At 75.4% G+C, this 24,207-nt stretch carries 15 protein-coding genes and 2 pseudogenes; 8 read left to right on the forward strand and 9 right to left on the reverse strand.

Going from position 1 to position 24,207, the window contains the following annotated elements; all coding sequences use genetic code 11:
* The first annotated feature begins 55 nt into the window (after positions 1 to 55).
* Positions 56 to 853: a LysR family substrate-binding domain-containing protein gene (locus AB0950_RS10220; protein ID WP_360146488.1), complete on the forward strand. Its 798-nt coding sequence runs from the start codon at positions 56 to 58 to the stop codon at positions 851 to 853.
* Positions 854 to 886: 33 nt separating this feature from the next.
* On the opposite strand, the gene AB0950_RS10225 is transcribed toward AB0950_RS10220, so the two are convergent.
* The 3 genes from AB0950_RS10225 to AB0950_RS10235 all read right to left on the reverse strand — a co-directional run bounded on the left by AB0950_RS10225 (position 887) and on the right by AB0950_RS10235 (position 3,622).
* Positions 887 to 2,338, reverse strand: a complete 1,452-nt coding sequence (locus tag AB0950_RS10225) for an MFS transporter (protein ID WP_360146485.1) — start codon at positions 2,336 to 2,338, stop codon at positions 887 to 889.
* Positions 2,339 to 2,429: 91 nt separating this feature from the next.
* Complete coding sequence (locus AB0950_RS10230; protein ID WP_360146482.1) at positions 2,430 to 3,125, reverse strand: HAD family phosphatase; 696 nt, start codon at positions 3,123 to 3,125, stop codon at positions 2,430 to 2,432.
* Between the two features lie 20 nt (positions 3,126 to 3,145).
* Complete coding sequence (locus AB0950_RS10235; RefSeq protein WP_360146479.1) at positions 3,146 to 3,622, reverse strand: Lrp/AsnC family transcriptional regulator; 477 nt, start codon at positions 3,620 to 3,622, stop codon at positions 3,146 to 3,148.
* Positions 3,623 to 3,862: 240 nt separating this feature from the next.
* On the opposite strand from AB0950_RS10235, the gene AB0950_RS10240 reads away from it, so the two are divergent.
* Together AB0950_RS10240 and AB0950_RS10245 are read left to right on the forward strand one after the other, a co-directional pair.
* Positions 3,863 to 5,353, forward strand: a complete 1,491-nt coding sequence (locus AB0950_RS10240; protein ID WP_366778281.1) for an FUSC family protein — start codon at positions 3,863 to 3,865, stop codon at positions 5,351 to 5,353.
* Positions 5,354 to 5,515: 162 nt separating this feature from the next.
* Positions 5,516 to 6,553: a lactonase family protein gene (locus AB0950_RS10245; RefSeq protein ID WP_360146473.1), complete on the forward strand. Its 1,038-nt coding sequence runs from the start codon at positions 5,516 to 5,518 to the stop codon at positions 6,551 to 6,553.
* A 137-nt stretch (positions 6,554 to 6,690) separates the two neighbouring features.
* Here AB0950_RS10245 and AB0950_RS10250 read toward each other — a convergent pair whose 3' ends face one another.
* The 3 genes from AB0950_RS10250 to AB0950_RS10260 all read right to left on the reverse strand — a co-directional run bounded on the left by AB0950_RS10250 (position 6,691) and on the right by AB0950_RS10260 (position 9,792).
* Positions 6,691 to 7,617 (reverse strand): hypothetical protein, encoded by a 927-nt coding sequence (locus tag AB0950_RS10250; RefSeq protein ID WP_360146470.1) that lies wholly within the window; start codon positions 7,615 to 7,617, stop codon positions 6,691 to 6,693.
* Positions 7,618 to 7,938: 321 nt separating this feature from the next.
* Complete coding sequence (locus AB0950_RS10255; protein ID WP_360146467.1) at positions 7,939 to 8,616, reverse strand: uracil-DNA glycosylase; 678 nt, start codon at positions 8,614 to 8,616, stop codon at positions 7,939 to 7,941.
* Positions 8,617 to 8,703: 87 nt separating this feature from the next.
* Complete coding sequence (locus tag AB0950_RS10260) at positions 8,704 to 9,792, reverse strand: sialidase family protein (RefSeq protein ID WP_360146464.1); 1,089 nt, start codon at positions 9,790 to 9,792, stop codon at positions 8,704 to 8,706.
* A gap of 288 nt (positions 9,793 to 10,080) precedes the next feature.
* On the opposite strand from AB0950_RS10260, the gene AB0950_RS10265 reads away from it, so the two are divergent.
* Positions 10,081 to 10,671 carry a hypothetical protein gene (locus tag AB0950_RS10265; protein ID WP_360574978.1) on the forward strand — a complete coding sequence of 197 codons (591 nt, stop codon included), beginning with the start codon at positions 10,081 to 10,083 and terminating at the stop codon, positions 10,669 to 10,671.
* A 124-nt stretch (positions 10,672 to 10,795) separates the two neighbouring features.
* Here the strand turns inward: AB0950_RS10265 and AB0950_RS10270 are convergent, their stop codons facing one another.
* Complete coding sequence (locus tag AB0950_RS10270) at positions 10,796 to 12,778, reverse strand: HEAT repeat domain-containing protein (RefSeq protein ID WP_366778283.1); 1,983 nt, start codon at positions 12,776 to 12,778, stop codon at positions 10,796 to 10,798.
* Between the two features lie 167 nt (positions 12,779 to 12,945).
* Entirely contained in the window at positions 12,946 to 14,601 is a 1,656-nt protein-coding gene (locus AB0950_RS10275; RefSeq protein WP_366778431.1) for a DNA alkylation response protein, read from the reverse strand.
* A gap of 125 nt (positions 14,602 to 14,726) precedes the next feature.
* Between AB0950_RS10275 and AB0950_RS10280 the strand changes: the two genes are divergently transcribed.
* A complete protein-coding gene (locus AB0950_RS10280; protein WP_360575032.1) occupies positions 14,727 to 15,503 on the forward strand; it encodes a PaaX family transcriptional regulator C-terminal domain-containing protein in 777 nt (258 codons plus the stop codon).
* 186 nt (positions 15,504 to 15,689) lie between these two features.
* Here AB0950_RS10280 and AB0950_RS10285 read toward each other — a convergent pair whose 3' ends face one another.
* Entirely contained in the window at positions 15,690 to 17,921 is a 2,232-nt protein-coding gene (locus tag AB0950_RS10285) for an SNF2-related protein (RefSeq protein ID WP_366778284.1), read from the reverse strand.
* 166 nt (positions 17,922 to 18,087) lie between these two features.
* Here AB0950_RS10285 and AB0950_RS10290 point away from each other — a divergent pair.
* The 3 genes and pseudogenes from AB0950_RS10290 to AB0950_RS10300 all read left to right on the forward strand — a co-directional run.
* Positions 18,088 to 18,688 (forward strand): annotated as a pseudogene (locus tag AB0950_RS10290) (SGNH/GDSL hydrolase family protein); the annotation flags it as partial.
* A 368-nt stretch (positions 18,689 to 19,056) separates the two neighbouring features.
* A pseudogene (locus AB0950_RS10295) lies at positions 19,057 to 19,308 on the forward strand (hypothetical protein); the annotation flags it as partial.
* A gap of 557 nt (positions 19,309 to 19,865) precedes the next feature.
* Positions 19,866 to 24,206, forward strand: coding sequence for a cation-translocating P-type ATPase (locus AB0950_RS10300; RefSeq protein ID WP_366778285.1), 4,341 nt, complete (start codon positions 19,866 to 19,868; stop codon positions 24,204 to 24,206).
* The last annotated feature ends 1 nt before the right edge of the window (position 24,207 follow it).

Below are 24,207 nucleotides of genomic sequence, written 5' to 3' on the forward strand. Positions count from 1 at the left end.
GCCAAGGGTATCGGCCGTGTGCGGGGCGGCCGACCACGGCCGGTAACCTGGCCTGGTGACAGGCTCGGAGGAATCACCGTCGTTCCGGCTCGCGTACGTACCCGGAGTGACGCCCGCCAAATGGGTCAGGATCTGGAACGAGCGCCTGCCGGACATCCCGCTCACTCTCGTCCAGGTTCCCGCCGCGGACGCGCCGGACGTGCTGCGCGCGGGCGAGGCCGACGCGGGCCTCGTACGGCTCCCCGTGGACCGTACGTTCTTCAGCGCGATCCCCCTGTACACCGAGACCACGGTGGTCGTCGTCCCCAAGGACCACCTGATCACGGCCGCGGACGAGGTGACCATGGCCGACCTCGCCGACGAGGTGCTCTTCCATCCCCTGGACGACGTCTTCGACTGGGACAGCCCGCCCGGCGAGCCCGCCTTCGAACGCCCCGCGACGACACCGGACGCGATCGAGCTGGTGGCCGCGAACGTCGGCCTGCTGGTCGTCCCGCAGTCCCTGGCCCGCCTCTACCACCGCAAGGACCTCACCTACCGTCCGGTCACGGACGCCCCCCAGTCCAGCATCGCCCTGTCCTGGCCGGAGGAGGCCACCACCGACCTGGTGGAGGACTTCATCGGCATCGTCCGCGGCCGCACCGTGAACAGCACCCGGGGCCGTGCTCAGCCTCCGGCCGAGCAGAAGCAGAAGCGTTCCGAACCGAAGAGTTCCGAATCGAAGGGCACCCGGCAGAAGTCGGCGCCGAAGAGCGCGGGCCGCACGCCACGCGCCCGCGCGACGGGTGGCGGCACGCGCACCGCGGGGTCCAAGCAGGCCCCCAAGCGGGGCAAGCCGCGACGGAGATCCTGAGGCCCGAGAACCCTTAAGGCCGTAAGCCAGCCCCTACACGCTCTCCCGCGCCGGCTCCAGCTGTGGGCGGACCCGGCGTTCCCGCAGGTCGGCGTAGGCCAGGGACAGGGCCAGCAGGATGATGGCGACGGACGTGAGCAGGCCGTACTGGAGCGCCGTGGCGGGGGCGCCGTGGTGGGCGAGGTGGGCGAAGTACACCGAGCCCACCACGGCGACGCCGGCCGCGGACCCGATGCGCTGGGCGGTCTGGAGCACCCCGCCGGCGGCGCCGCCGCGCCGGACGGGCACGAGGGACAGGGTGAGCGTGGTGTTGGGGGAGATGGTCAGTCCCGAGCCGATCCCGGCGACGAGCAGGGGCAGCGCGGCCGCCCAGGCCACGCCCCGTCCCGGTACCCAGTGCACGGCCGCGACGGCGCCGAGCATCCCGGCCGCCACCGTGCACAGCCCCGCGATGACCAGCCTGCGCCCGAAGCGCACCACCAGCCGGCCGCCGGCCGCCGCACCGAGCGCCGAGCCCGCCGCGAACGGCATGGACGACAGGCCCGCAGCGAGCGCGCCGTAGCCCAGGCCGTTCTGCAGGAACAGCGTGTAGACGAAGAACAGCGTGGTGAAGCCGCCGAAGTACACCAGGCTCAGCAGCGCGCCCAGCGAGAAGGAGCGCAGCTGGAAGAGCCGCAGATCGACCAGGGGAGCCCGCTCGTGGCGCACCTGGCGCCGCTCCCACGCCCAGAACGCGGCCAGTAGCCCGGCGCCGGCCGGGAGCAGGGCCCACTTGAGCCGGCCGTGCCACTGCTGGTCCTGCACCAGCGGCAGCAGCAGGGCGAGTACGCCCGAGCCGAGGAGCAGGACGCCCGGCACGTCGAAGCACTCGCGCCTGCCCGGCGAGCCGGGGGAGCGGGGCAGCAGCCGCAGTCCCGCGCAGAACACGGCGACCCCGAGGGGCAGGTTGACGTAGAACACCCAGCGCCAGGCTTCCGGGCCGCCGGCCGCCTGGATCAGCAGGCCGCCCACCAGCGGGCCGACCGCCGTGGAGATGCCGATGGTGCTGCCCATCAGCCCGAACGCGCGGGCCCGCTCCGGGCCCTGGAACATCTGCTGGATCAGCGCCGACGTCTGCGGCGCGATCAGTCCCGCCGACGCCCCCTGGACCAGCCGGAACAGCACCAGCCAGGCCGCGCCGGTGGACAGCCCGCAGGCCGCCGAGGCGAGCGTGAACAGCGCGAGCCCGGTCAGGAAGGTCCGGCGCCGCCCGCGCATGTCGCCCAGCCGCCCGGCCGGGACCAGGGCCAGACCGAGGGTGAGGGCGTATCCGGACATCACCCACGACAGCTCGGCCGTGCTGGCGCCCAGTCCGCGCTCCACCGAGGGCAGCGCCACGTTCACGATCGACGTGTCCAGCAAGGTCATGAAGGCCGCGGTCAGACAGACGGCGAGCGCCTGCCACCGCCGGTCGTGCGGGGCCGGTCCGGCCCGGTCTGTGGTCATGGGATCACGCTAGGCAGCCACCGCGCCCGGCGCACCGCAGGAGCGTCCCTGGCGTGAACGGCGATCTGAGGCCGAAGGCCTGTACGTGCGGTCAGCGGGACCGCGCCGTGGCCCGGAGCCAGGCGTACGCCGACTGGGCCGTGAACTCCGTCTGGCCGCCGCGCAGCAGCAGGGTCGCCGTGGCGAACCCAGGGGCGTCGGCCTGGGCGGCCACGTACGGGATCGCGATGCAGCGCATGCCGGCCGCGTGGGCGGCGACCGCGCCCGGTGCCCCGTCCTCCAGCACCACGCAGTCGGCGGGGTCCGCGCCGAGCCGCCGGGCCGCCTCCAGGAGCACGTCGGGCGCGGGCTTGCCGTGCGGCACCTCCTCCGCGGACACCGCCGTACGCAGATACGCGCCGAGGCCCGTTCCCTCGAGGATCGCCTCGATCGCCTCCGGCGAGGACCCCGACGCGACCGCCATGGGCACACCGTCGGCCGCCAGGAGTTCCACGAGCTTGCGCATCTCCGGGTAGACCGGTGTGCGGGCGCGGGCCAGGTCCAGATAGCACAGGTTCAGCTCGGCGAGCAGGTCCTCGGCGGGTACGGCCAGGCCGTAGCGTTCCTTCCAGAGCCGTGTCGCGTCCTGGTTGCCGATGCCGACGTAGGCCTCGTTGTCCGCCCAGGTGAAGTCCGGGACGCCGTGCCCGGCCAGGGTCTGCCGGCTCGCCTCGTAGTAGTTCGGTTCGCTGTCCACCAGCGTTCCGTCGAGATCGAAGATGACCGAGAGGGTGCCGAGGTCGCTCATGCGGTCCAGCATGCCCACGGTCAGGCGCGGGCCGCGCGGCCGATGGACTCCACCAGGGGCAGCAGGCGGTGCGGGACGCGCTCGCGCAGCGCCACCTCCGTGCGGGTGCGCACCACGCCCGGCAGGCTGATCAGCTTCTGGATGACGTCCTCCAGATGGGCGTTGTCCCGGCCCACCACCCGGGCGAGCAGGTCCCCGCCGCCCGTGATGGAGAACGCCTCCACGATCTCCGGTACGGCGGCCAGCGCGTCCCCGACGTCGTCCAGATGGCCCTGGGTGACCTCGATGTGCACGAACGCCAGCACCGGATGGCCGAGCGCGGCGGGGGAGAGGGAGGGACCGGTGCCGGTGATGACGCCGTCCCGTTCCATGCGGTCGAGCCGGGCCTGGAGCGTGCCGCGGGCGACGCCCAGGATGCGGGCGTACTCGCGCACGCTGGTGCGCGGCTGTTCCAGGAGCAGCCGCAGGATGCGGGTGTCGAGTTCGTCCACGGCCATGATGGACGACTGTACCAATGGCTCAGCGCACGCACCGGCACGTGTGCCGTCCGACCTGGTCCGTTGGCCTTCCGGTGACCTTGGCGGTGACCCATACGGCTGGGCCAATGGACCAGCGATTCCGGTCTCACTTGAGCCAGTGACCCCGGGGATGCTCTCATGGACACGTCGATGGCGCTGCGGAACCCCGCGGCGCCTTTTGTGTGCGATGTACCACGTCGTTTCCAGGGGAGGGCATCAGTGCTGAAGAGGATGTTCGTGGCTCCGGACCCGAGGCGGGCGCGGCTGCGCTTCGCCGCGCGGGCCGTCCTCGGCATCGGCCTGGCGGTCGCCGTCTGCTACCTCGCCGGGCACTCCCTCGTCGGCGCGGTGACCGGTGGCCTCGCCGCGCTGCTCGCCCTGTTCACCGTCACCGACGCGACCGTGCGCGGGCAGGCCGTCACCACGGCGCTGCTGCCCGTCGTGGGCGTGCCCGTGCTCGCCGCCGCGGCCGAGCTGCACGCCCTGCCCGTCGCGCGTGACTTCGTCTTCCTGGCCGTCGTCGGCGCCGGGGTGTACGCGCGCCGCTGGGGTCCGCGCGGGCACAGCCTGGGCGTGTTCGCCTTCATGACCTTCTTCGTGGCCCAGTTCGTGCACGCCACCCCGGCACAGCTGCCCGAGCTGTACGCCGCCGTCCTGCTGTCCGTACTCAGCGCCGCCGCGGTGCGCTTCGGCGTGTGGTGCTACGAGCGCCGGCTGCCCCCGGCCGTCGTACCGGCCCCGCCGGCCGGGCGCGGTCTGGCCCGGGTGACCACGCGGCAGGCCGTCCAGGCGACCGCCGGCGCGGGCTTCGCGCTGGTCGTGGGCCAGCTGGTGTCCGGACAGCGCTGGTACTGGGCCGTGGGCGCCACCTGGTGGATCTTCGTCAACACCGCCTCGCGCGGCGAGACGCTGGTGCGCGGCTTCCGCCGGGTCCTCGGCACCGTGATCGGCATCGGCCTGGGCTTCCTCGTCGCCGTCCCCATGGGCGGCGCCCCGCTCCCGACGGCCGTCCTGATCGCCGTCGCCGTCTTCGGCATCTTCTACACGGCCGCCGTCTCCTACACCTGGATGATGCTCTGCGTGACCCTGCTCGCCGAACTGCTCTACGGCCTGTTCGGCGTCCTGAGCCCCGGCCTGCTCGGGCTGCGGCTGGCCGAGACCGGCGTGGGCGCGCTCGGCGCCGCGCTCGCCGTGCTGTTGGTGCTGCCGGTCACCACGCACGCCGTCACGGACGCCTGGATCGGGCGCGCCCTGCGCTGCGTCCACGCCTGCACGGCCGAGGCCGCCGCCCGGCTCGCGGGCTCGGCCACGGCCGACCCGGCGCCCCGCGTCGCCGAACTGGAGCAGCTGCTCGGCCGGGTCCGGCTCGCCGTGGCCCCGCTGGTGCACCCGCTGAACCCGATGCCGGCCCGCAAGCGGCGCGCCCGCCGGGTCCTCGCCCTCCTCGACGACTGCGCCCGCGAGGTCCGCGGCCTGGTGGCGGTCGCCGCCGACCCCGTGGCCTCCCACGACGCCCGGCTGGCGGCGGCCTGCTGGCGCGTCGAGGCCGCCGTCGAGGCGCTGACCGAGGGGCGCCCGGACGCCCTCGGCGGCCCCGCCGAATCGCCGGCCGAGCCCGCCCTGGCCCACCTGCACGGCCTCGAACGTGCCCTCGCCGACCTGGCCGAGCCCCTGCGGGCCCCCACGGGCTCACCTCTGGTGGGCGCCTGAGCGGGATCGCTCGAGGTCATGGGCGGGTTCTTGGTGTGACGCCGGGCGGCGCAAGGGCCCGACGGCAAAGAACTCCGGCCACGCCCGGCCCTCTTGGTCTAGACCGGCCGTGCTCGGCTGCTACCGTCGGCCCCGGACGGGCTCGACCGAGAGGGGACAGCGGTGGCACAGCACGGCAGGCCCGGCGGACGCCGGGCGTTCATCGGCTCGTTCACGGCGGCGGGCGGCCCCGGCCTGGTCACCGCGGAGATCGCCCCGGGGGGCGGCGCGCTCCTCCTGGGCACCGCGGTGAACGACCTGCCCGACCCGTCCTACCTGGTCCTGTCGCCGGACGGACGGACGCTCTACGCGGTCAGCGAGACGGCCGAGGGCGCCGTCGCCGCCTACCGGGTCGACGGCGACCGGCCGGAACTCGCCGGGCCGCCCGTGCAGGTCGACGGCAGCGGACCCACCCACCTCGGCCTGTACGCCGGCCATGTGCTGACCGCCAACTACGGCTGCGGCAGCGTCACCGCCGTACCGGTGCGCCCGGACGGCTCGCTCGCCGCCAAGCCGTCCGGCCGGCTCCAGCACACCGGATCCGGCCCGCACGACCGGCGCCAGCGCGGCCCGCACGCCCACCAGGTGCAGCCCGATCCGAGCGGCCGGTGGGCCGTCAGCGTCGACCTCGGAACGGACTCGGTACGCGTCTGCACCCTCGCGGACGGCGCTCCCAGCGTGCACCGCGAGGTCGCCGTGCGCCCCGGCTCCGGGCCCCGCCATCTGGCCTTCCACCCGGGCGGCACGCTGGCCTACGTCGTCAACGAACTCACCCCCACGGTCACCGTGTGCCGCTGGGACGCCGAGGACGGCGCCCTGCGGCCGCTGGCCGAGGTCCCCGTGCTGCCCGCGGCACCCGCCGGCGACGCCTATCCGTCCGGGATCGTGGTCTCCCCCGACGGCCGCTTCGTGTGGACCGCGACCCGCGGCGAGGACGTCCTGTCGGTCCTCGCCGTCGAGGGCGAGATCCTCCGGCTGATCGGCACCGTGACCTGCGGCGGGCACTGGCCGCGCGCGCTCGCCGAACACGACGGCTTCCTCTACGCGGCCAACGAGCGCTCCGGGGACGTGACCTGGTTCGCCGTGGACCGGGCCACGGGGCTGCCCCGCTACGAAGGCTCGGTGCCCGTCACCGCGGCCTCCTGCGTCGTCTTCGGCTGAGCGGCCGCGCTCCAGGACGGCCGTCTCCTCCCCGGCAGCGGACAGAACACGGTCAAGCCACCGGGCAGGGCGAAGGGCCCGCTCCGGGTGGGGAGCGGGCCCTGGGTCGTACGGGGTGCCGGTGGTACAGGCACGGGTCAGCGCACCGGCGCGCCCTGTGCCTGCTGCGGGGCGATGCCCAGCGCCGTCGTGTACTTGGCGAGGGCGAGCTTGCCGATCGCCGGGTACGCGCCGAGCGGCTCGGCGGTGGAGCAGCCCGCCTCCTCGGCGGCCGCCGCGAGCAGCGCCGGGTCGATCTCCGGACCGATCAGGTACGGCGCCAGCGCCAGCTGCTGCGAGCCCGCGGAACGCAGCTGCTCGGCGACGGAGGAGATCGAGCCCTCCTGGTCCAGGGCCGCCGCCATCACCGGCACGGCCAGGCGCGCGGCGAGCAGCATGCCGGTGATCCCGGCCGCCTGCACGGCCTCCTCGCCGCCCACGGACGCCAGGACGATGCCGTCCGCCGCGGTGGCCACGGTGAACAGGCGCGCGCGGTCGGCCCGGGCGAGACCCGCCTCGGACAGCCGCACGTGCAGCGCCTCGGCGAGCAGCGGGTGCGGGCCGAGGACGTCGGTCAGCTCGGCGGCGACCCGGCTGTCCATCACGGACTGGCGGATCTGCCGGAGCAGGGCGCTGTCCGGACCGGCCAGCAGCGGGACCACCACGGCGACCGGGCCGTCGGGCTCCTTGACCCCTTCGACCCCGGCGGCGACGGCCTGCTCATAACGGGCCGTGCGCTCCTCGGCCGCGCGCACGAGCACGGACCGGAGCGTGGGGTACTCGCTGTCGTCCCCGTCCAGGTAGCCGATCCGGGCGTCCAGACCGGGCAGCTCGGAGCGGGCGATGCTCACGACCTCCTCGGCGAGGGCGCGAGCGGCGGCGCTGGGCGCACCGGGCACCGCGAGGGCGAGCGCGGGCGCACCCTCGGGAGCCACCAGCGGTTCCGGTCGGCGGTGCCGTCCGGGCTGGCGGGGTCGCGGCATTCGTACGGGCAGGCCGGACGCGGGCCCAGTGGGGGTGCTCATGGCGCCGCATGTTACTGGCTTACCGGGTTACTCCGTTCGGGGAGGGTGCAGGTGAGCGGTATCCGTCCGGTTTTGTCTGATGAGGTGCTCGACGGGGACACGTGTTGCGGGCATGTGCCGAGAACATGCCCGACAAAGCGGGGACAAGGGAGAACAATCAGCTTTTACGGGGACCTCGCAGGCCCGGTACCGGGAACGCGGAGAGCGCAGGGCGGTTCACCCGGCAGGGTGAGCCGGCCGGCCGCTCGGTCGCCCGCGATCGGTAACGGAACAGGCCGTCGGTGAACGCCACTCGGGTCCACCGTCGGCGGCCGGGGGCGGTCACGGCAGTCGCCAGTCCACCGGTTGCCCACCCTGCTGGATCAGCAGGTCGTTGGCGCGGCTGAACGGACGCGAGCCGAAGAAGCCGCGGTCGGCCGACATCGGCGACGGGTGCGCGGACTCCACCGCGGGCAGCCTGCCCAGCAGCGGACGCACATTCCGGGCGTCCCGCCCCCACAGGATGGACACCAGCGGCTTGCCGCGCGCCGCCAGGGCTCGGATCGCCTGCTCGGTGACCTCCTCCCAGCCCTTGCCGCGGTGGGCGCCAGGACTGCGCGGAGCCGTGGTCAGCGCCCTGTTGAGCAGCAGCACCCCCTGCTCGGTCCACGGCGTGAGGTCGCCGTTGGACGGCTGGGGCACCCCCAGGTCGCTGGTCAGCTCCCGGAAGATGTTGATGAGGCTTGGCGGCAGCGGGCGTACGTCGGGCGCGACCGAGAACGACAGACCCACCGCGTGCCCCGGCGTAGGATACGGGTCCTGACCGACGATCAGGACCCGTACGTCGTCGAAGGGTTGCTGGAAGGCCCGCAGGACGTTCGGTCCGGCCGGGAGGTAGGTGCGTCCCGCGGCGATCTCCGTGCGCAGGAAGTCGCCCATCCCGGCGATCCGGTCCGCGACGGGTTCGAGGGCCTTCGCCCAGCCCGGTTCGACGATTTCATGCAAGGGTCGTGGAGCCACGGGCGTCACCCTACTGCCGTACCCGGCCCGGTGATCAACCGATGGCCGAAGCCCGGCCCGGACGCCCCCCGCCCCCGCACGCGTGTCTCAGCCGATCACCGCCGCCCGCACGCACAGCACGTCCGGCAGATGCGCGGCCAGCTGCTGCCAGCTGTCGCCGTCGTCGGCCGAGGCGAACACCTCGCCGTTGCGGTTGCCGAAGTACACGCCCGCCGGATCGGCGTCGTCGGTGCACAGGGCGTCCCGCAGCACCGTGCCGTAATGATCCTCCTCCGGCAGGCCCTTGGACAGCGGCTCCCAGGTCCGGCCCGCGTCCGCGGTGCGGAAGACCCGGCAGCGATGGTCGGCGGGCACCCGGTCCGCGTCGGCGTTGATCGGGAAGACGTACGCCGTGTCGCCCCGGCGCGGATGGGCGGCCACCGCGAAGCCGAACGTGGACGGCAGATCCGCGCCGATGTCGGTCCAGTGCGCGCCCGCGTCGTCGCTGCGGTACACCCCCCAGTGGTTCTGCAGGTAGAGCCGGTCGGGGTCGGCCGCGTCCCGCGCGACCTTGTGGACGCACTGGCCGAACTCCGGGTCCGGATCCGGCAGGAACACCGCGGACACACCGGAGTTGGACGGGGCCCAGCTCGCGCCGCCGTCGGTGGAGCGGAACACCCCGGCCGTGGAGACGGCCACGGTCACCGCTCTGGGGTCGCGCGCGTCGGTGAGCACGGTGTGCAGTCCCTCACCGCCGCCGCCCGGCACCCACTGGGAGCGCGTCGGATGCTCCCACAGCGGCCGCACCAGCTCGAAGCTCTCCCCGCGGTCCTCCGAGCGGTACAGCGCCGCCGGTTCGGTGCCCGCGTACACCACGCCGGGCTCGGCGGCGGCCGGGTGCAGCTGCCAGACGCGCTCCAGGGAGGCGCCGGTGTCCTTGGGGAACTTGACGGCCGGCTGCGGCGGTTCGGTCCAGGTGCGGCCGAGGTCGTCGGAGTGGAAGACCGACGGGCCCCAGTGCGCGCTGTCGCCGCCCGCCAGCAGCCGCGGCCGGTCCTCGCGGGTGTCGATCGCGACCGAGTAGACCGCCTGCGCGTTGAAATACGGGCTGTCGTCGAACTCCCAGGCTCCGCCGCCCCTGCGCCGCCCGATGAACAGGCCCTTGCGGGTGCCCACTGCCAGCAGTACCTCGGTCATGCCGATCACCTCCGGGACGCCTTCGTCCAGGTAGTCGTGAGACAGGTAGTCGTCGGTTATCGGCCAGTCTGCACCCCGCCACTGACAGTCATCCCTGGATCGGGTGTTCCCGCAGGTCACAGCGGTGTCGCCGACGGCCGGGGAAGATCGGCGGAGGTTCGTTGCGGCATGCGCCTGCGCGGGAGGGCACGCTCGTGCGACCGTCGGGGAGACGGCTCGTCGTGAGCAACGGAGCGGTCTCCCGCGTATGGGAGGGCGGTCCGGCCGGTCGGTGCGCTCGTGAGGAGGATGCCTTTGAAGGCGTTCCGTGGTCCGAAGGTGTGGCTGTGGCGCTGGCGGCGCAACCCGCTCAAACGCCGGGCCGACGTGGTGGAGGCGTGGGTGGTGCTCGGCGCCTGGCTGCTGACCGTCCTGGCCGGGGTCGCGGCCGGCCTCATCGCGGACGGGTCGGTGGAGAGCGGACTCGCGCGGGAGCGGACGGACTGGCGGCCCGTCGTGGCCCACGTGGTGGAGCGGGTCCCGGGAAGGGCCCCCGTGCACAGCCATGCCTCCTCCGGTGAACGGGTCTGGGCCAGGGTGCGCTGGACCGTGCCCGACGGCTCCGCCCACACCGGACAGGTCCGGGTGGAGCCCGGCAGCAGGCCCGGCGCGCCGGTCACCGTCTGGACCGACCCGCACGGCCGTCTCGTCGGCCGCCCCACCTCCGCCTCCGAGGCCACCTTCCGGGGCGTCCTGATCGGCTGCCTGGTGGGCGTGAGCGCCGCGGCCGTCCCCTTCGTCGGCGGCCTCGCCCTGCGCGGCCGCCTGGAACGCCGCCGCATGCGCGCCTGGGACACCGAGTGGGCGCGACTCGGACCGCAGTGGGGGCGGATGGTCTGACCGCGCCCGGGCACGCCGGTCCGGAGTGCCCATGCGGCTGACGGCACCTTGGCTCAAATCCGGTCTGCAACCGGCGGTTCGAAGGAGGGCCGACTTCTCGGCGAGTGACCGCCCGTGACACCCCCTACACCGCCGCCAGCACCTCCCGGCACGCGCTCAGCAGGTCCTCGTCCTCCGGTATGCCCTGGCCGCCCCCTGCGCCCGGCTGGGCCGAATGGCGGCGTGGGGCGGCCAGTTCGGCCTCCGCCAGGGGCCGTAACGGCCTGGCGGCCGGGCCCATCTCGGTGAGACAGCGGGCGATGCGGCGGCGGGTGCGCGGGTCCTGCTGCCAGGCGTCCCGGAAGACGGGCAGCACCGGCTCCGGATCGGCGTCGATGCGCCAGAGCGCGCACGCGGCCGCCACCCGCTCCGGCGCGGGCCGCGACCGGGCCGCCGCGCGGCGCAGCGCGGGCAGGGCGGGGCGCGCGGCCGGACCCAGGCGGGCGAGCCGCGAGGCGGCCGGCGGCCGACTGTCCGGAGCACCCTGGGTCAACTCCCGCAGCAGCACGGGGAGTACGGCCGTGGGATCCCGCTGCGCCGACCACAGGGCGCCGGCCGCCGCGGCGGCGTGCCGGGTGTGCAGGAGGGTGCGCAGGACCGGTATCGCCTGTGCGGTGGCGCCCAGCGCCTCCAGCGCCGCGATGGCCTGGCCCGCGACGGCGTCCTGTGGCCCCGGTCCGCCGGGCGCGTCCGACAGCAGCCGCAGCACCTCCGGAACGGCGTCCCGGTCCCCGACGGCGGCGAGCGCGGTGAGCAGGGGTCCGGCGAGCCGGGCGGCGGTCGTGGAGGCCGGCGGGATCCGGGCGAGCCGCTGTCGCAGCATGGGGGCGAGCGGGGCCGCGGCGGCGCCCAGGTGGGTCAGTTCGGCCCCCAGGTCCACCGGTGCGGCCGGGCCGGCCAGGAGGTGGGCCAGGGCCGGGACCGCGCGGGGATCGCCGCTTCTGACCAGTGCCTTGAGCGGACCGCCCAGGGTGGGGGAGCCGCGCTCGACACGGTGTGTCCACAGGTCGGGCCGGGCCCGCACCAGTGCGTGCAGGTCGTCGGCGGCGGGTGCGGCCAGGGCGAACAGCCCCGACAGAACGGTGACCGCCGCGTCCCGCAACCAGTCCTCCTCGGCGCCCAGTTGGGCGCCGAGCAGCCGGACCGTGCCGCTGTGGTCGCCGCGCCAGCCGCGCAGCAGCGCCGCCGCCAGCCACACGCCATGGCACCGGTCCATCGGATCCGGACTGGTCAACTGGCCGCCGAGGAGCGCGCCGCGGTCGGCCACGCGGTCGCCCAGCGCGGTGTGCAGGGTGCGCAGCAGCCGGGAGCCCTCCTCGTCGGACGGGCGCAGCCGCCGTATCCGCCCGACCAGGGAGTCGGTGGCCGGCTCGCAGGTGCGGGCGCGCTGCGCGCAGCGCGCCCGCAGCAGCCGGACGGCCGTCGGCACCAGATCGGCGGGCAGCCGGGCGGGCCCGACGAGGGCGAGCTGGCCGAGCGCCGCGAGCCGCAGCCCCGGCGCGTACGGCGGCGCGCTGTGCTCGGCCAGCAGGTCCACCGCGGCGTCGGCGTGCGCGGGGTACCGGCGGGCGAACAGGGCGAGCGCCTCGGTCAGGGCGAGCAGGACCCGGTCGTCCCGCTCGGCCCGCAGCCGCTGCCGCAACAGATCCAGGACCGGCGCGGGGCCGGTCACGAAGTGCACGAGGGCCCCGGCGGCCGCCCGGCGCACCGCCGGGTCCGGGTCCCCGGCGAGCCGGACGAACACCTCGCCGCCCGCGCACACCGCCTCACGCGCCCGCGGGTCCCCGTCCGCGCTGTGCGCGCCTATGCCCACCAGCAGTTCCACGATGCCGCCCCGGTCCGGAACCTCCTCGCGGGCCACGAGCGAGAGCAGGAACGGGACGCAGGCGAGCGTCGAGTCGTACACACGTCCCTGGTGGTGCAGCGCGCCGTGCATCCCGTCGAGCGCGGTCGCCCGCTCGACGGTGTCCGCGGAGGCCAGTGCCCGCAACCATCCGGGCACGTCCTCCGCGCTGCCGTACCGGTGCCGCAGCGAGGCCCAGTCCACCTCGTCGATCCCCGTGAACACGTTGTCCTCCCCAGACGAGTGCCACCTGATCGCGAGTGTGCACCACGGCACTGACAACGGTCCGGAGCCGCACACTGACTGTGTGCGATCCGTCGGCTGTCACCGGCCAGGCCGGCAGCGGCCCGCCCGCGTCCACCGGCAGGAGCATGGCCGCCCGGGGAGGGGGGTCAGTTCAGGCCGGGCAGGGCGCGCTCCAGGATCGGGCCGAGGTCCGTGCCGGCGGGCAGCGTGCCGAACGCGTGCCCCCAGTCGCCGCCCAGCCGGCTCGCGCAGAAGGCGTCCGCCACCGGGTGCGGGGCGTGCCGGACCAGCAGGGAGCCCTGGAGGGCGAGCGCCATCCGCTCCACCAGCCGCCGGGCGCCCACCTGGCCCGTTTCGGCCAACTGGTCCTTGAGCGCGGCCACCGCCGCGTCCAGGCGGGCGTCCGCCCCGCGCGCGAGGGCGAGTTCGGCGAACAGGGCCTCGGCGGTGTCCGGTTCGCGCCCGAGGGCGCGCAGCACGTCGAGCGCGTTGACGTTGCCCGAGCCCTCCCAGATCGACAGCAGCGGAGCCTCCCGGTAGTGCCGCGGCATACCGGAGTCCTCGACATAGCCGTTGCCGCCCAGGCACTCCAGCGCCTCCGCGGTGAACGCCGGGCCCCGCTTGGTGACCCAGTACTTGCCGACGGCGGTGGCGATCCGCCGGAAGGCCCGCTCCCCGGCGTCCCCGCGCACCGCGCGGTCGGCCGCGCCGGCCAGCCGCAGCGTGAGCGTCGTCGCCGCCTCCGACTCCAGCGCAAGGTCGGCCAGGACGTTGCGCATCAGCGGCTGCTCGATCAGCCGGGCGCCGAACGCGCTGCGGTACCGGGCGTGGTGCCCGGCCTCGACCAGCGTCTTGCGCATCAGGGTCGCGGAGGCCATCACACAGTCCAGCCGGGTGCAGTTGACCATCTCGATGATGGTCTTCACGCCCCGCCCCTCCGGTCCCACCAGCCAGGCCACGGTGTGGTCGAACTCCGGCTCCGAGGAGGCGTTGGAGCGGTTGCCGAGCTTGTCCTTAAGCCGCTGGATGCGGAAGGTGTTGCGGCTGCCGTCGGGCAGCACGCGCGGCACCAGGAAGCAGGACAGCCCGCCCGGGGCCTGCGCGAGCACCAGGAAGACGTCGCACATCGGCGCCGATGTGAACCACTTGTGGCCGCGCAGCGTGTACACGCCGGGTTCCCCGGTGGGCGTGGCGACCGTCGCGTTCGTCCGGACGTCCGACCCACCCTGCTTCTCGGTCATGCCCATCCCCGCCAGCAGCCCCGGCTTCTCGGCCGGCACCCGCAGCTCGGGGTCGTACTCCCGGCTGGTCAGCAGCGGTTCGTAGACCTTGGCCAGGTCCGGCTGGGCGCGCAGTGCGGGTACGGCGGCGTACGTCATCGACGTCGGGCAGCCGTGACCGGCCTCCGTGTGCCCCCACACCAGTCCGCCCGCCGTGCGCACCACATGCGCGCCGGGCCGCTGGTCCGCCCAGGGCGCGCCGGCCAGGCCCTCGGCGACCGCCGTGCGCATCAGGTGGTGCCAGCTGGGATGGAACTCCACCTCGTCCACGCGGTGGCCGTAACGGTCGTGGGTGCGCAGGACAGGCTCGTGCCGGTTCGCCAGCTCACCCCACTCCTGCGCCTCGACGCTGCCGGCGCGCGCCCCCAGCCGCCGGATGTCCTCCTCCGCCCATCCGGCGCCCTCCCGGCGCAGCCCCTCCAGCAGGGCCGGGTCGTCGGAGGCGTCGTACGGCGCCAGGGGAGGGGCCTGGTTGGTGACGTCATGCGTGGCGTACGGCTGCTGAGGCTGCGCCTGCGACATCGACGGCGACTGCGACTGCGACTGCGACTGCGCGGAAATCGAGACCATAGAAGCATGTTGCACTCTTGCTGCGGTCGTAGCAATACTGCAACAATGAGGTGCACGTACAGTACGTGCCCATGCGCATGAACGTCTCTCCCGAGCCGGCGCAGGCATCGCAGCAGGCAGTGGAGCACGCGGGCCTGCGGCCGCTGTCGGCGCGGTCGGTCGTACTGAGCCTGCTGCTCGGCGCGCACCCGGCCGAGATGCCGGTGAAGGACCTGGTCCGGCTGGTGGAGCCCTTCGGCGTCGGCGGCTCCACGCTGCGGGCCGCGCTGAGCCGGATGGTGACCGCCGGCGACCTGCGCCGCACCGACGCCGGCTACCGGCTCAGCGACCGGCTGCTCGCCCGCCAGCGGCGCCAGGACGAGGCGCTGCGCCCCGCCACGCGCGCGTGGCACGGCGACTGGGAGATGGTCGTGATCACGGCGACCGGGCGCGGCCCCGCCGAACGCGCCGAGCTGCGCGCCCGGTTGACCGCCCTCCGGCTGGCCGAACTCCGCGAGGGCGTCTGGCTGCGCCCGGCCAACCTCGACCGCGCCCTGCCGGACGCGCTGACCCGGGTCGCCCGCACGTACATCGCGCGCCCCGACGAGCCCCCGCACGACCTGGCCGCCCGGCTCTGGCCGCTGGACGCCTGGGCGGCCACCGCACGGACCCTCCTCGACCGCACCGAGGCCGCACGCACCCCCGCGGACCGCCTCACCGCGTACGCCGCCGCCGTACGCCACCTGCTCACCGACCCCGTCCTGCCGCCCGGACTCCTGCCCGCCGACTGGCCCGGAGAGGCCCTGCGCACCGCCTACACCGGCTATCAGCGGGAGCTGGCCGCGTCCGTGGGGCGCGGGGAGGGCGCCGCATGACCGCCTCGGCCATGCGAGCGGAGCCCTAGGCCTGGTGAAGCCGCTCGCCCAAGTGGTCCGGCACGCTGCGGCCCGCCGTGTGCTCGCGGAGCCGGGTGAGACGGGGCCGTAACCGCCGCCGTCGGACCGGGCCGGTTTCGTCCGCGAGCCGCCGCAGCCGCACGCGTCACATGAGGTGAAAGCGGATCACGCCGACGACGAACGCTCGTCGGCCACCAGACCGGTGCCGGCGTCGAGCAGTGACTCGGAGGCGGCCGAGCCGGTGGCGAAGCCCAGCCGTTCCTGCTCCTCCGCGACGATCCGGCGCGCCAGTTCCGTGTCCGACACGTCGACGGCATCCGGAGTCGCCTCCGCGACCGCGCTGCGGCGGGCGTAGGTGTCGAACAGGCGGGCCTTGCGCCGGAGCATCTCCACCATGCGTTCGTCCACGCCGCCCGGCGCCAGCAGGCGGTGCACCCGGACCGGCCGTACCTGCCCCATGCGGTGGGCCCGCGCCACGGCCTGCTGCTCGATCGTCGGCTTGACCTGGGGCTCGCAGATGACGACGACGGAGGCGGCCTGGATGTTCAGCCCGACGCCGCCCGCCTGGATCTGCGCCAGCAGCACCGCCGGACCCGGCACGGCCGCGAACTCGTCGACGAGCAGCTGACGCCGCTCGGGCGGCACGCTCCCGGTGAGCGGGCCGACCACGGGGCCGTGGGTCCGCCGCCCGGTGTCCAGCGCGTCCCTCACCGCGCCCAGCACGTCCCGGAAATGGGAGAACACCACCACCTTCAGCCCGTTCTCGGCGGCCTCCTGCACGATCTCGCGGAGCCGGACGAGCTTGGCGGACTTCTCCGGGCGGGCGTACGCGGCCCTGCGCATCGCCATGAAGTTCCCGGAGCGCACCGCCTCGCGGTACGCCTCCTCGTCCGAGGCGCTCGGTTCCTCCCACTCGTCCGTGTGCTGGAGGGCGGGCAGTTCGGCGAGGACGTCCACCTGGTTGCGGCGCAGATAGACGGGGGCGACCGCTTTCCGGAAGGCGACCGAGCCGGTGAGCCCGGCGCGGTCGTCGACGCGGTCGGCCACGCCCTCGTCGAGCATCCGGACCAGATTGCGGAACTCGGCCACCCGGTTCTCCATCGGAGTGCCCGTCATGAACAGGACGCGTTCGCAGGGCCCGGCCCACTGGGCCACGGCCTGGGAGCGCAGGGCCTTGGGGTTCTTCACCGCGTGCGCCTCGTCGACCACCAGCATCCCGATCTCTCCGCCGCCGGGGGCCGGGAACCCGCGCAGGGCGTCGAAGGTCGTCACGGCGGCGCCGCCGCGGCCCTTCCAGTAGGCGAAGGCCTCGTGCCGGTCCGGTCCGTGCAGGGGCGTGACATGGAGCGAGGTGCGCGACTCCAGTTCCCGGGTCCAGTTCACCATCACGCTCGCCGGGCAGACGACCATGAAGTGGCTCTGTCCCTCGGCCGCCAGATGCGTCAGAGCGGCCATGGCCTGGACCGTCTTGCCGAGCCCCATCTCGTCGCCGAGGATCACCCGGCGCTGCGCCAGCGCGAACCGGGCGCCGAACGCCTGGTAACCGCGCAGCGACACCCGCAGCCGGGAGTCGTCCAGCTGCTGGCCGCGCACCCGCTCGGCGATGCCGTCGGGCAGGAATCCCTCGGCGGCCGCCGTGTCGGGAGCGCGCCCGGAGATCTCGGCGAGCAGGCCGTAGTACTCGGCGGAGCGCAGCTCGAAGTCCACCCACGCCGTGACGTCGTCCGACGTCCCCCGCAGCAGGTCCACCGAGGCCTGCGCGAGTGCCTCCGGCGTCCCGGCCTCGGCGGCCTCCGCCACGAGCGCGCGGAGTTCCTCCACTGCCTGCAGCGCGCGGGCCTTCCTGGCCCGGCCGGCGACCAGCATGCCCAGACGCCGGGCGGCGGGCCGGGCGTCGGCCATCAGGGGATCGAGCCGCTCCACCAGCTCCGCCGCGGCGCCGACCGCGTGCCGCGCGTCCGGCCCCGCCTCCACCAGGACGTGCAGGGCCGTGACGAGCGCGGTGGTCCGCGGCTCCGGCCGGTCGACGTCGATGCGGACGGCGACGGTCTCGCGCACTGCGTCGGACAACTGCCGTGCCGCCGCAACCATCTGGTCCGCGGTGCGCTGACCGACGCCGGGGATCTGCCGCAACCGGTAGGGACCGGCTTCGAGCACCTGCCGGACCGTGCGCAGGCCGCTCTTCTCGACGCCGGCGAGCCGCAGCCGTCCCTCGGTGGCGTCCTGCAGCCGTGCCACCGGCAGGGCGTCCAGCCCCTGTTCGACCGCCGCGTCCTGGATCGGCCGCAGCGCCGCCCGCACCGCCTCTACGGCCCTGCCGTGGTCGTCGGTCAGTGACCGTGCCGCATCGTGCAGCCGGACCGCCCGCGCGACCGTCTCCCGCTCCCTGCGCCCCATCCGCCCTCCCTGACGCACCATCCTTCCATCGCCCGGCCGGACCCGGACCGGAGCCCGGTGCGGCGAGAGGGCGCGCGGGCGGTGCGGTCGCGGGCGGGAGTGCGACGGCAGCGCGGAGACAGGGGCCGCCGGCGGTGACCCCGGGCGTGCGGGGCCTGCTTCCGACCTGCGCCCAGGCGCCGAGCTGACGGTGACGGCGTACACCGCGCGCGGCCAGGCGTCGCTCGCGCTCACCTCCTGCCCCGGCTCGCGCACCACGTCGTACCTTCTGCACGGCGACGCCGACCTCGGGGGCGCGACCGCCGTCGACCACTGGTACCTGCTCAGCGACGTCGAGGTGCCGGCGCCCTCCCAGACCCGCGCGGTGGCCGTCGTCGGCGACTCGCTCACCGACGGGCGCGGCTTCACGACCGACGGCAACGACCGCCGGCCCGACCAGTTCTTCGACCGCCTGCGCAGCCGTGCGGACACATCGGACATCGCCGTACTCAACCAGGCCGCCGGCGCAACCGCGTCCTCAACGACGGACTCGGCCCCAACGTCCTGGCCCGCCTCGACCGCGACGTCCTCTGCCGCAGCGGGGTCGCCTGGCTGATCCTGTTCGAGGGCGTCAACGACATCGGCACCGCCGACGCCACGCCCGAGGCCCAGCACGCGGTCACCGACGACCTGCCCTCCAGGTCGGCGACTGGCTGCACCTCAACCCTGAGGGGTACCGGGTCCTCGCCTCGGCCGTGCCCGAGGCTCTGTTCCGGGGCGGTCGCTGAGGGATCCGGGGAGCCGCGCGGTTGCTGGAGAGTCCGGTGCGGGGCGCGCAGCCGCACGGTCGCTGGAGAGTCCGGGCCAGGGCGGTCGTTGGAGAGTCCGGGGCGCGGAGTTCGCGGGCGCAGCTGAGGAGTCCGGGTTGGGGGCCCGGGGCTCGCGCGGGCCGCTGAGAAGTCCGGAGCGTCGGACTCGGCGCATCGGCTCGGGCCGCCGCCGGGGCGCCCGGCCGGGGTGCCTGTGCGGTGCGGTGGCGCGGACGCGGTGTGAGGGGTTCCCTGGGAGTGCGGGTCCGGGGGCCGAAACCGGGGATGACCAGCGCGATGGCGGGCACTCGGTGGGGCACGCGAGGAGATCTCACCCGAGGAGAGTCATGGCTGAGCAGAAGTCGTCGTCAGCCCTCACGGCGCCCCTGCGCGGCGCGGCCTCGGCCCTGCGCAGGGTGCCCGGCGCCGGAACGGTGGGCAGGGCGGCGGAGGAAACCCTGGACAAGATCGGCGCGGTCTCGCCGCGCGGCCGGCGCTTGGCGGTGTACGCGGGGGCCGGAGTGCTCGGAGCTGCGGGCGTGGTGGAGTGGCCCGTGGCCTTGACCGGCGCGGCCGTGGCCTGGCTCACCCAGCCCCGGCCCGCCCATCCGCCGACCGGCGAGAGCGAGGCCGGACAGCAGCCGGAGCCCGCCCATGACCTCGGCACCGCGGCCCTGAGGTCGGGCCACGGCGGCGCGGCCACGGGCGGCGCCGGGACTGAGGCAGCTGCCGGCACCACCGGAGAAAGCCGCGTGCCGGGCACCGGCGAGAGGACAACCGGAGGTGGTCATACGTCTGCCAGCGGCACGGCCGGCACCACCGGAGGAAGCCGTACGTCCGGACCCGGCAGCGGCGCGAGGACTCACGGAGCCGGCCATACGGCCGAGAGCAGCGGGGCCGGCACCGCCGAAGGAAGCCGCACCTCCGGACCCGGCGCCGGCGCGAGGGCTCACGGAGCCGGCCATACGGCCGCGAGTAGCAGAACCGCGGGTACGGCCGCGTCGTCCACGGCCGGTACCGCCGGCGGGTCCGGAGGCGCGACCGCCGCCGGTTCCGCACCGGGCGCGCGCCGGGCCGAGGGCTCGGCGGGCAAGCCGTCCAGCGGGCCGCTCGGTCCCACGGCCCGGCCCGACCGCACCACGCTCTGAGGAGGGCCATGGGGTTCGGACTGCTGACGGTGCCCTCCGCGGCCGCACGGCTGCTGCCCGCCGCACCGCGGCTGCTGGCGCCGGCGGTGGGGATGGCCGCCGGTGCCGCCGCGGGCACGGCGCGTGCCGGTGTGCGCGGCGCGGACACCGCCGTACGGGTGGCACGGGTCGCGCGCAACGCGCTGCCCGGCGCCGGTGGCCACTGGCGGGCCGGCGCCCGCGCCCATCTGGCGCTGCGGCCGGTGGAGCGGGAGCAGGTGCGTCGCGCGGGCGGCACGGCGCACCTCGCGCGCCGGGTGGCCGAGACGCTCGCGGAGCGGCCCGACGTGCTGGTCGCCTACTGGGACCAGGGGCTCGCGCGCCTGGTGGTGACCGCGACCGGCGAGGAGGCCGCCGACCGGGTCGTGAGCCACGCCGCCGAGCTGGCCGAGCGGCACGGGCTCGTGCTGTCCGGCGGCGACGTGGAGGAGACCACGCATCCCGCCGACCCGGCCGGGGTGCGCGCGGCCGCAGCCGCACTCGCCGCCGACGCGGCGGGCATCGGCGTCGCGGCCACCGCGTACGCGCTGCGGCTGCCGCCCACGCCCCGCGTCGCGACCGCGGCGGTGACGCTGCTCCGGGAGAACCCGCGCTTTCGCACCTGGCTGCGCGGCCTGCTGGGGGACACCGGCATGGATCTCGTCCTGGCCTGCGCGAACGCCGCCGTCCACGGCGCCGGGCAGACCCCGACCTCGCTGCTGCTCGACGGCGCCCTGCGGACCTGCCAGGTGGCCGAGACGGTGGCCCGCGCGGCCGCCTTCGACTCGGTGCACGACCAGCTGTGCGCGCCCGGCCGCGTCAGCCTCCCGGCGGACGGCACCCCCCGGCCGCCGTTGCGGGAGTCGCCGGCCCAGGAGTACGCCGAGCACGCCTCCGCGGGCAGTGTGCTGGGCGCGGCGGCCACCCTGCTGGTCAAGCACAACGGCGCCGAGGCGGCGGAAGCGGTCCTCGCCGGCTCGCCGAAGGCCGCCCGCTACGGCCCCGCCGCCTTCCACGCGCTGCTGAGCACCGCCCTCGCCCGCACCGGCGTCCTGGTCCGCGACCCGGACCGGCTGCGCCGGCTGGAGATGGTCGGCACCATCGTCCTGGACGCCGACGTGCTGCGCACCGACGAAGGGGAGCCGGACCCGTGGGCGGAACCGGTGCTGGACGCGGCACGCCGGGCCGGCCTGCGGGTGGTGCTCGTGGAAGACCCCGCCCTGGAGGACTTCGTCGGCCTCGCCGACCAGGTCGTGGACGCGCGCCGGCCGCTGGACGACGTGGTGTACCAGGCGCGCGGCGACGGAGGCGGGGTGCTCACGGTCGCCCGGGTGTGCTCGGCGGACGACCACGAGGTCCTGGCCGGGCTGCGGGCGGCCGACATCGCCGTCGCCCTCACCGACCAGGAGGGCGCCGTGGTGTGGGGCGCGGATCTCCTCGCCCTGCACGGACTGCCCGACGTATGGCGGGTGCTGATCGCGATCCCGGCCGCCCGGACGGTCAGCGGACACGCCCAGATCCTGGCCCGTTCCGGCGCCGCGCTGTCCGGGCTGCTGGTGGCGGTCGGCGAGTCCGGCGGCGGCCGGGGACGGTTCGCCGCGCTGCCGGGACTGCGGCACGCCCCGGTCGACGTCGCCGCCGTGTCGGCCCTGCTGTCCGGGGCGCGCGCCGCGTTCGGCGTGGCGGCGGCCCGGCCCCCGCATCCGCGGCCGCGCGTGCACTGGCACGAGCTGGCGCCCGAGCAGGCGCGGGAGCGGCTGGAGCACGAACCGGCCGAGGAGCACGGCGCGTTCGAGGAACTGACCGCCCGCGCGCGCAAGGCCGCCGCCGGTGCCGTCCGGCACCCGGCCGCCGCGCCGCTGCGCTGGACCTACCGGCTGGGCCGGGCCGTGCGCGGCGAACTCCACGACCCGCTCACCCCCGTCCTCGCGGTCGGCTCGGCGGCGTCGGCGATCCTCGGCTCGGTCGTGGACGCCCTGCTCGTCGTCGGCGCCCTGGACCTGAACGCCCTGGTCGGCGGCATCCAGCGGCTGCGCGCCGAGCGGGCGCTGTCCGGACTGCTCGCGGAGCAGCAGCAGAAGGCGCGGCTGGTCCCGCCGCAGGGCGAGGCGCCGGCCGGCGGCACCCGCACCGTGGAGGCGGGCACGCTGCATCCGGGCGATGTGATCCAGCTGAAGGCGGACGACGTGGTGCCCGCCGACGCCCGGCTGCTGTGGCAGGAGGGTCTGGAGGTCGACGAGTCGGCCCTGACCGGCGAGTCGCTGCCGGTGGAGAAGCAGACCGACCCGACCCCGCACGCCCAGGTCGCCGACCGGCGCTGCATGGTCTTCGAGGGCACGACCGTCGTGGCGGGCCAGGCCCGCGCCGTGGTCGTCGAGACCGGCGAGCACACGGAGGCCGCCCGCGCCGTCCACCTCGCCGCCCGGACACCCCCGGCCGGCGGCGTCCAGGCCCGCCTGCAGGAACTCACCCGCAAGGCCATGCCGTTGACCCTGGCGGGCGGCGCCGCGGTGACCGGTCTGGCGCTGCTGCGCGGCACCCCCATCCGGGAGGCGGTCAGCGGCGGCGTGGCGGTGGCCGTGGCCGCCGTACCGGAGGGCCTGCCGCTGGTGGCCACGGTCGCGCAGCTGGCGGCCGCCCGCCGGCTGAGCCGCGACGGCGTCCTCGTGCGCACCCCGCGCACCCTGGAGGCGCTCGGCCGCATGGACACGTTCTGCTTCGACAAGACCGGCACGCTCACCGAGAACCGGCTGCGCCTGGTGCGCACCTCCGCCGCCGACGGCACGGTCCACGCGGTGGACGACCCCGGGTCCGCGGGCACCGTCCGGGCCGCCGCCCGCGCCTGCCCGCGCATCAACGGCGGCACCGAGCAGCCCGTGCACGCCACCGACGAGGCCGTGCTGGACGCGGCCCGCCCCGACCCGGACTGGACCCAGCTCGCGGGCCTGCCGTTCGAGGCGGCCCGCGGATACGCCGCCGCCGTGGGCCGCAGCGGGGACGGCTCGCTCGTGCTGGTGGTCAAGGGCGCCCCGGAGACCGTGCTGCCCGCCTGCTCCGCCCTGCCCGGGCACGCCTCCGAGGCGGCCAGGGCGCTGGCGGGCGAGGGCCTGAGGGTGCTCGCGGTGGCCGAACGGCGGCTCGACGCAGCCGAGGAGCCGGCCGATGTCCTCGAACAGCCGCTGCAGGAGCTGGAGTTCACCGGACTGCTCGCCCTGTCCGACGTACCGCGCGAGACCTCCACGGCGCTGGTGGAGGGCCTGTTGGAGGAAGGGGTACGGCCGGTCATGCTCACCGGCGACCATCCGCAGACCGCGCGGGCCATCGCCGCCGAGCTGGGCTGGCCCGAGGACACCGTGGTGGTCACCGGGGACGAGCTGGCCGCGGCGGACCGGGCGGCCAGGGCCCGGATGCTGCGGGACGCGGGCGTGGTGGCGCGGGTGGCGCCGGAGCAGAAACTGCAGGTCGTGGAGGCGCTGCGGGACGCGGGCCGGGTCGTCGGCATGGTCGGCGACGGCGCCAACGACGCCGCGGCGATCCGCGCCGCCGACATCGGCGTCGGGATCAGCGCGCGCGGTTCGGCCGCCGCCCGCAACGCCGCCGACATCGTCCTCACCGACGACGACCTGACCGTCCTGATCGACGCGGTCGGCGAGGGCCGCGCGCTGTGGCACAGCGTGGCCGACGCCATCGCCATCCTGATCGGCGGCAACGCGGGCGAGGTCGGGTTCGGCATGCTCGGCACCCTGCTGTCCGGCCGGGCGCCGCTGTCCACCCGGCAGATGCTCATGGTGAACCTCTTCACCGACCTGTTCCCGTCGATGGCGGTCGCGGTCACCGAGCGGGCGGAGGAGCCCGGCACCCTGCGGGCCCGCGGCGGCCCTGCCCCGGGCGAGGAGTCCCGCACGGCGGGCGCCCACGGCGGATCCCCGGAGGACGCCTCCGCCGTGCTCGGCGCGCCCCTGCTGCGGCAGATCCGGCACCGGGCGCTCACCACCTGCCTGGGCGCGGTGACGGCCTGGCTGTTCGGCCGCTTCACCCCCGGTACCGCGCGCCGCTCCAGCACGATGGCGCTGTGCGGGGTGGTCGGCACGCAACTCGTGCAGACCTGGCTGGACCGGCGCGACAGCCACCTGGTGCAGATCACCTGCCTGGGTTCCGCGGCGGCCCTGGTCGCGGCCGTGCAGACCCCGGTCGTCAGCCAGGCCGTCGGCTGCACCCCGCTCGGCCCGGTCGCCTGGGCCGGGGTGGTCGCGGCGATCGCCCTGGCGCTGGCGGGACAGCGGGTGCTGCCCCGCCTGGAGGAGACCGTCACCAGGCTGCTGCCGAGCTGAG

It is taken from the genome of Streptomyces sp. NPDC007189 (genome assembly GCF_040703635.1).
Classification (GTDB): domain Bacteria; phylum Actinomycetota; class Actinomycetes; order Streptomycetales; family Streptomycetaceae; genus Streptomyces.